A 7,239-nucleotide genomic window follows, 5' to 3' on the forward strand; every position below is an offset into this window, starting at 1 on the left:
CCCGCCCGGTGACGGTGGCTTCAAGTACAACCCGCCCCACGGCGGTCCGGCGGACACCGGGGCGACCGGCTGGATCGAGCGTCGCGCCAACGAGCTGCTGGCCGACTGGCAGGCCATCACCCGTCAGCCGTTCGACCGGGCGATCAAGGGCGATGCGGCCCGGGGCGTGGATTTCATCCGCCCCTACGTCGAGGCCCTCGACACGGTGGTGGACATGCAGGCGATCGCCCGCGCCGGTGTCTCGATCGGCGTCGATCCGATGGGCGGGGCCGGTCTGCCGTACTGGGAGCCGATCGCCGAGCACTACGGCCTGGACCTGACCGTGGTCAACCGTCACATCGAGCCGGATTTCCGCTTCATTCCTCTGGATCACGACGGCAAGATCCGCATGGATTGCTCCTCGCCCTACGCGATGGGTGGGTTGTTGAAGATCAAGGATCGGTTCGACGTGGCCTTCGGCAACGACACCGATGCCGATCGCCACGGCATCGTCAGCCCCGAGGGCGGGCTGATCAATCCAAACCATTTCCTGTCGGTATCGATCGACTACCTGTTCGGTCATCGGCCCGAGTGGCGCGATGATCTCAAGGTGGGCAAGACGATCGTATCGAGCTCGATGATCGATCGCGTCGCCGGCGGGCTGGGTCGCGAGGTCTACGAAACGCCGGTGGGCATCAAGTGGTTCCAGCCGGGCCTGACCGACGGCTGGCTGGGCTTCGGTGGCGAGGAATCGGCCGGCGCGACCTTCCTCGCCCGCAATGGCGACGTCTGGAACACCGACAAGGACGGCATCACGATGGGGTTGCTGGCCGCCGAGATCCTCGCGGTGACCGGCGAGGACGTCTGGGCGCGCTTCAATCGCCTGATCGACCAGTACGGCCAGCCGTTCTACGCCCGCCGTGATGCCGCGCTCAGCGACGAGCAGAAGGCGCGTTTCAAGGCGCTCGACCCGAATGAGCTCAGTATCGATTCGCTGGCCGGCGAGTCGGTCACCGGCATCCGCACGCAGGCGCCCGGCAACGACGCGCCGATCGGCGGGCTCAAGGTCGAGACGGCCAACGGCTGGTTTGCCGCCCGCCCGTCGGGGACCGAGCCGATCTACAAGATCTACGCCGAGAGCTTCCGGGACCCGGGTCATCTCGAGGACATCTTCGCCCAGGCCGAGCAGGTCGTCGGCGATGCCCTGAACGGCTGAGCCCATGGACGTGACGCGGTCAAGCCGCTATCATGCCGCCCTTGCCTGGTGAGCTCGCCCTCATCACGACGCGCCCGTAGCTCAGCTGGATAGAGTGTCGGCCTCCGAAGCCGAAGGTCACAGGTTCGAATCCTGTCGGGCGCACCAGACACGGTGATGCGACATCACCCTTTGAGAACACCCCCGTCAGCCTTGCTGCGGGGGTGTTCTCGTGTGGGGGAAAGGATCAGGTCGCCGACTCGAGGTAATCGGCGATCTGGCGGTTGTGGAGCAGGCAGCCGGTGAGTTCGTCGAGGGGCATGGGTTTGGCGAACAGGTAGCCCTGCAGGATGTCGCAGCCCCAGCCGACGAGGATGTCGCGCTGGACCTCGGTCTCGATGCCTTCGGCAACCACCTTGATGCCGAGGTGATGGGCCATCGAGATGATCCCCTGCACGATCGCCGCGTCATCGGCACAGTGTTCCACGCCCTGGATGAAGCTGCGGTCGATCTTGAGCTTGTCGATCGGCAGGTGCTTGAGGTAGCTCAGGCTGGAAAAGCCGGTGCCGAAGTCGTCGATCGAGATGCTGATGGTGCTCTCGCGCAGCTGGTGAAGGGTCTTTATGGCTGCCTCGGTCTCGTGCATGAGGATGCCCTCGGTCAACTCGAGTTCCAGCCGGTTGGCCGGCAGGCCGCTGATCTCCAGCATGCGCCGGATGGTGGCCAGGAAATTGGGGCGGTTGAACTGCACCGGTGAGAGGTTGATCGCGACCCGACCTTCCTGCAGCCCGTGGTCCACCAGGGTCTTCATGTCACGACAGGCCCGCTCGAGCACCCACTCGCTCAACGGGATGATCTGGCCGGTTTCCTCGGCGAGCGGGATGAAGGTGGCCGGCGAGACCCAGCCATGGGTCGGGTGATGCCAGCGCAGCAGGGCCTCGAGCCCGGCGATGCGACGTTCCTCGCCCAGCACCAGCGGCTGGTAGAAGACCTGGAAGTCCCCATTCTCGAGCGCCTCCTGCAGATCGTTGCGCAACCCGACCCGGTGGCGCACCTGGCTGTCGATCTCCTCGTTGAAGATCTGGCAGGTGTTGCGCCCTTGCTGCTTGGCCCGATACATCGCCATGTCGGCCTGCTGGATCAGCGAGGTCGCGTTCTCCATGCCCGGCTCGCTGATGGCGATGCCGATGCTCGCGCTCAGGTAGAGCTCGTGCTCGTCGATGCGGTAGGGGCGGCTGATCTCGGGGAGGAGTCGCTCGGCGACCAGCAGTGCCTCGTCCTCGCCGTCGATGTCGGCCAGCAGGGCGACGAACTCGTCGCCGCCAAACCTCGACAGGGTGTCCTCGGCGCGCATCTGCTCTTCGAGACGGCGGGCCACCTCGATCAGGATCTTGTCGCCGACCGCGTGACCGAGGCTGTCGTTGATCGGCTTGAACTCGTCGAGGTCGATGAACAGTACCGCCACGCGGGTGGCGCGCCGCCGGGTCAGTTCGACGGTGTGGCGAAGGCGATCCTCGAACAGGCTGCGGTTGCCCAGGCCCGTCAGGGCATCGTGGGTGGCGTTGAAGGCCAGTTGCGCCTCGTAGGACTTGTGCGCCGAGACGTCGTTCTGCAGGCCGACGAAGTGGGTGATCTCGCCGGACTCGTCCTCGACCGGTGCGATATGCAGTTCATTCCAGAACAGGCTGCCGTCCTTGCGATAGTTGCGCAGCAGCACGCGCACCGGCTCGCGCGCGGCCAGGCCGTGGCGGATCTGATCGATGGCACCGGGGTCGGTTTCCTCGCCCTGCAGGAAGCGGCAGTTTCGTCCCAGCACCTCGTCGGCCCGATAGCCCGTGATCTCGGTGAAGGCCGAGTTGACGTAGACGATCGGCTGATCCGGCTGTCGCGCGTCTGCGATGATCACGCCATGGATGCTGGCCTCGACGCTGCGCTCGAGCGTACGCATCCGTCGGTCCTGGTGGTTGCGGAGGGTCACGTCCTTGGCAATGCCGTAGGCCGCCTCGATTTGCCCGTTGATCACCATGGGCAGGAAGGTGACGTCGAACTCGTGCCGGCTGGCGTCATCGTGCGTGACGGTCAGTTCCGCGACCTGCGTGCGGCCGCGCAGGGTACGTTTGATCGCTCGTTCCACCGTGTGTCGCTCGTTCGAATCGATCAGCTCGATCAACGATTGCCCGACAAGTGCCACGTCGGGCCGGTCCAGCATGGTCTCGGCGGCATGGTTGACGGTGCGCAACCGCCCCTGGGCGTCCAGCGAGAAGACGGCGTCAGGGTTATAGGAGAACAGGGAACGATAGCGTTGTTCATTGTCCTCCAGGGCCGTGCGATCGCGATGGCGTTCGATCGCCAGCGAGACCAGGTCCGCGGCCCGGGCGATCTGGCGGCGCAGGGACTGCGTGGGCGCCCCGGGGGTCTGGCGATAGCTCGCGAAGGTGCCCAGTACCGTGCCGTCGGAGGCGAGCAGCGGGTATGACCAGCAAGAGCGCAGACCGTTTTCCTCGGCCAGCTCCTGGAACCCGTTCCAGAGCGGATCCGTGGTGATGTCCTCGGTGAAGACCGGTTCACGGCGATGCGCGGCGGTGCCGCAGGTGCCGATCTCGGCGATCGGGATCATGGTCATGGCAGCCCGGTAGGCCGCCCCGAGGCTGGGTGCGGCAGCCAGATAGAGGTTGTCGCCCCTCTCGTCGCAGAGCATGATCGAGCAGCGCGATTCGGGGGCATGTTCCTCGAGCAATTCACAGACCGATACGAGGGTCTGCTCGAGCGATTCCGAGTGCAGGATCATCTGCTGGATGACCTGCTGGGACTCCAGCTCGCGGTGGGCCGCGGTCAATCGACGTGTCTGTGCCAACCGGCTTTGCCCCAGGGCCAGCAGCAGGACGACCAGGTGGGTCAGTGCCAGTCCGATCAAGGTAACGGCCGACGGTAGCAGGGAGGCGATCAGGGGTTGCTGACCGTCCTCGAGGTGGCTGGTCGCGGTCAGGTTCTGGCCAAACGGCAAGGTCAACTCGCGCTGAGCGAGTATCGTCTTGTGCTCGTGGTTGGCTGGGTCGCTGTCGAGCTCGATATGGGCGCCTTCCGCGGAATCGAGGTGCACGGCCAGTGGTTGCGTATGGGGCTGCAGGGCCAGTTCGAGCAGGCGGCCGAGATCCATCAGGGCGAGGAACTGCTTCTCCCGTCGGCGCTGATTGGCCATCGGCACGGCGACCAGGCTGTCGCCGTTCCCGAGGGCGGACGAGGCGGGAAGCAACAGCAGGCGTGGTTTGGGGGACGGTTGCGAAAGCCAGTCCTTCGTCTCGGGTCGGGTCAGCAGATCCGCCAGCAGCTCGTCACTGCCGGGGCCCCGGCCCGATTGCCATACCACCTGCTGCTGGCCGTCCAGCATCGCCAGGACCTGCAGGCTCTCCATGTCGCGCAGGTAGGCCTCCGCTTCCCGTTGCCGAATCGATTCGGCGGTAGGCAGTCGACCGATCAGTTGCCAACGCTCGGCCAGGCGTTGGAGGGTCTCGACGCGCTCGGAAAGCACTTGCTGACCGATACCCTCGACCCGGTCGATCTGGGTTTCCCCGATCTTCTGCAGATCGTGGTTGTGTACCAGAGACAACTGGTACCACGCCACGGCCGAAAGCAGCGAGCCGATCAACCCGGCCATCACGGCGAGCGAGCCCGCCTCCCGGAGATCGCCGTCGCGCAGGCGCCCCGCGAGCAGCATCGCGCCACCGAACAGCAGCGTGAACAGTACGGCGACCCACGCGGCGGTCGACTGGAACTGCAGCCACGGGGCGTTGCCGAGCAGCATCCAGAACGCCGAAACCGCGCCGAGTAACAGCATCACCATGCCGACCCAGCGCCAGGGGCGACGAGCAAGCCGCGATCCGCCGGGGATCATGAGACTGATGGCAATGGCGACCAGAAGCAGGGCCGCCTCGATGGAAAGGCGGTCGTGGTCGGCCCGGGGGGCGTCCAGGGCGGACGGGGCATGAATGCCGTGGACGGCCAGGCTGTAGCCGACGAGCAGCAGCAAGGCGGCCCCCGCCCCGGTGTGCAGGCTGCGCCAGCCCTGCAGGTGCGCGCCCATCCCGAGGCCGGCGAGCAGGGCGGCCAGCGCGCTCTCGCGTGCCAGCGGCAGGCCCAGCGGGCCCGGCTCGGCGATCAGCAGTGGCGCGAGCAGGCCCACGCCACCGATGGTCAGGCAAGCGGCCACCACCATCAGCAGGTAGGACTTGGTCAGTAACGGACTGTCGGTGGCGGGGTTCATCGGGGCTGGCTGTGCACCATTGGCTAGGCGGGACGGTCATTCGCGATCAATCCGTCGAGGGAAACGAGCGGTCTGGTCTTGATCGGGTAGGCCGCCAATGTTGAGCCACGCTAATTGGCAGTTGGCCTCGGCACAAATCAAAGTTTTTTCATGGGCTATTGGCATTCGCGCAGAGGTTTCCCTGACAGGGCATCGGTCGCGGCTTGGCGGCTCAGATCCAGCGGCGGGTATGGGCCCGATAAGCCGAGTAACCCTTACCGAATCGCCGAGTCAAGGCATGCTCCTCGCGGCGAATCTGGAAGCGGTCGATGAACCAGACGAAACCGACGACCACCAGCAGCCCCGCCGGGTGACCGAACCAGCAGGCCGCGCCGGCGAGCAGCAACGCGTCACCAAGGTAGATCGGATTGCGGCTCACGCGGTAGATACCGCTGGTCACCAGGTGTTGGGTGCGTTCCGGGTGGATCGGGTTGATGGTGGTGTGTGCCTGAGCCAGCGCCACCACGGCAGCCAGCATCAGTGCGCCGCCCGCGACGAACAGCGCCCAGGCCGCCATGGTCAGCCATGTCCAGTCGAGCGTGGCGCCCGGCCAGAACGTTGCCAGTGCGTAGATCAGCGCGACACCGATCAGCAGGGCGACCGGCGGGGGGATCAGCAGGCTGAGCATGGACTGTCATCCTGTCGAGGGTTGGATGGACGATGTTTGCTGCAGTCTAGTGCCTTGCAGACGGGAAAGACATCGGCGTCGCGATTGCCGGCAGCTTGCTCGGAGTGTCCGGGAGGGATCCTGGGGAGAGCGGGTGGGTCTTGACCCGGCTGGATCGCGTCGGGACGACGCGAGAAACTGCCCTGGTTCGACAGGTCTCGTTGGCCTGGTGGCCAATAACGTCGGGGGGAGTCGGGGGATGCGAAGGCGGGAGTCGAGATTGCATCTCGATCATCGCTTCAGTTCGTGGGATTCGACTCGGCACGAGCCAAGCTTGACGCACGATGGCAGGTGGGGGATCGAAAAGTACGATCAGGAGGGAGGGTGCTCCCCGACATGATGCCGGGGAGAGTCGCTGGTCTCGAACAGGGCCTAGAATCGAAGGCCCACTTCAAGATTGGCGCTGCGGCCCTTCGTGCTCTGAGCCGAGTAGTCGCTGGTGCTGTAATCCACGCTGTCATTGAGGAGGTTCTGGATCTCGAGCTGAACGTAACCCCGAGCCTGCCTGAAGATAGGCGGTTCCCAGCGTATGCGGGTATCGACCGTCAGGAGGGCATCGAAATCGACATCCTCGTAGATATCGTAGTCGCGTCCCGTGTCCGGATCTCGATAGTCCTCGAAGCTGTCTCGTGCGACGGTGCCGCCCTGGCGCAGGTTGAAGAAGTTGGACCAGGTGAGGTGCCAGCCGGGCACGTGCGTCACGGTCTGCAGGCGAACGTCGATCGGCACGTTGAAGTCCCAGGCCGGAAGTTGATCCTCGTCGATCACTTTTCCCTTGTAGTAGATCGGATCCTCTTCCGGCTCGAAATCATAGCCGTCGCTCGCCTGATAACTGCTCCGGCTGGTGTCGCGGTAGCTCAAGCCCAGCGTGGCGTTGCTTGACGTGGCGCCAAGCGTCAAGGGTTGGGCCATGGCTATGTCCAGAGAGAGGCTGTCGGTGCTGCTACGACCTTCGTTGCGGTAGTAGATCAAGCCATCGTCCTCCTCGATACGCAAGATGCCGTCTCGACTCTCGCGATTGACGAACTGGAGCTTGGTGTGGACCGGACCCAGCTCCTGCAGCCAGCCGACCATCAACTCGTCGGAGTAGGGGGTGTC

The 7,239-nt window shown here is 65.1% G+C and carries 4 protein-coding genes and 1 tRNA gene; 2 read left to right on the top strand and 3 right to left on the bottom strand.

Annotated elements, in window-relative coordinates; genetic code table 11:
* Together ACLFRM_RS08485 and ACLFRM_RS08490 are read left to right on the top strand one after the other, a co-directional pair.
* A partial coding sequence (locus ACLFRM_RS08485) for a phosphoglucomutase, alpha-D-glucose phosphate-specific (protein ID WP_410755307.1) occupies positions 1-1,195 on the top strand: 1,195 nt, incomplete at its 5' end.
* 70 nt (positions 1,196-1,265) lie between these two features.
* Positions 1,266-1,342 (top strand) — tRNA-Arg (locus ACLFRM_RS08490).
* Between the two features lie 79 nt (positions 1,343-1,421).
* Here the strand turns inward: ACLFRM_RS08490 and ACLFRM_RS08495 are convergent.
* From ACLFRM_RS08495 to ACLFRM_RS08505, 3 genes are all read right to left on the bottom strand, one after another.
* Positions 1,422-5,435 carry an EAL domain-containing protein gene (locus ACLFRM_RS08495; protein ID WP_410755308.1) on the bottom strand — a complete coding sequence of 1,338 codons (4,014 nt, stop codon included), beginning with the start codon at positions 5,433-5,435 and terminating at the stop codon, positions 1,422-1,424.
* A gap of 211 nt (positions 5,436-5,646) precedes the next feature.
* The gene (locus tag ACLFRM_RS08500) at positions 5,647-6,102 is read right to left on the bottom strand and encodes a methyltransferase family protein (protein WP_410755309.1); all 456 of its coding nucleotides are present in this window, start codon (positions 6,100-6,102) and stop codon (positions 5,647-5,649) included.
* 411 nt (positions 6,103-6,513) lie between these two features.
* Positions 6,514-7,239 (bottom strand): hypothetical protein (locus ACLFRM_RS08505; RefSeq protein WP_410755310.1); only part of this gene is annotated, 726 nt, incomplete at its 5' end.

This window comes from Guyparkeria sp. (genome assembly GCF_046540515.1).
GTDB lineage: Bacteria > Pseudomonadota > Gammaproteobacteria > Halothiobacillales > Halothiobacillaceae > Guyparkeria.

Coding starts and splice junctions, on each gene's coding strand:
- ACLFRM_RS08495 (WP_410755308.1), bottom strand. CDS start 5,435: ATGAACCCCGCCACCGACAGTCCGTTACTGACCAAGTCCTACCTGCTG.
- ACLFRM_RS08500 (WP_410755309.1), bottom strand. CDS start 6,102: ATGCTCAGCCTGCTGATCCCCCCGCCGGTCGCCCTGCTGATCGGTGTC.